This window comes from Streptomyces doebereineriae, assembly GCF_031845645.1.
GTDB lineage: Bacteria > Actinomycetota > Actinomycetes > Streptomycetales > Streptomycetaceae > Streptomyces > Streptomyces canus.
The window spans coordinates 1-476 of record NZ_JAVREZ010000181.1 but is presented as its reverse complement, the minus strand read 5'-3'; the positions used below and the strand labels follow the sequence as shown (position 1 = coordinate 476).

Here is a 476-nt window from a genome sequence, read left to right as displayed (position 1 = left end):
GCGATGCCGTTGTTGGTGCCGAACATCGACCGCAGGGCCAGCGAGGTGTAGCCGAATTCCATTGCCAGTTCGACATCTTGGGCCAGGTTGAGCCCGAGGCCACCCCACTGCTGGGGGATCGCGTAACCGAACAACCCCATGTTCTTGGCCTGCTCGCGCAGATCGTCGGGCACCTGATCGGTGGCCAGGATCTCGTTCTCGCGGGGCACCACGGCGGAGCGGATGAAGCTGCGGGTCTGCGCCAGGATCTCCTGGAAGTCCTCGTCGCTGACTTCGGCAGTGGCCGCGGTGGTGGTCACAGGGGAGCTCCATTTCGTCGCGCGAGATCCGCGGGGGTGATGAATCTCCAATATCGTATATGAAATATGATCTGGCTCAGACAGAGCCCCCGGGATCGAAAGTTAGGTGATCAGGTGTCGTTGCTGACCGGTCAGACTGCAGTGGTGACAGGCGGTGCCCAGGGTCTGGGCCTGGCC

General features: G+C 62.4%; 1 protein-coding gene. It reads right to left on the bottom strand.

Translation table 11 applies throughout. The annotated features are described in order from the left end of the window. Window positions 1–299, bottom strand: a 299-nt coding sequence (locus RNB18_RS51345; RefSeq protein WP_311720973.1) for an acyl-CoA dehydrogenase family protein, incomplete at its 3' end; no start/stop codon positions are given. Window positions 300–476: the final 177 nt, after the last annotated feature.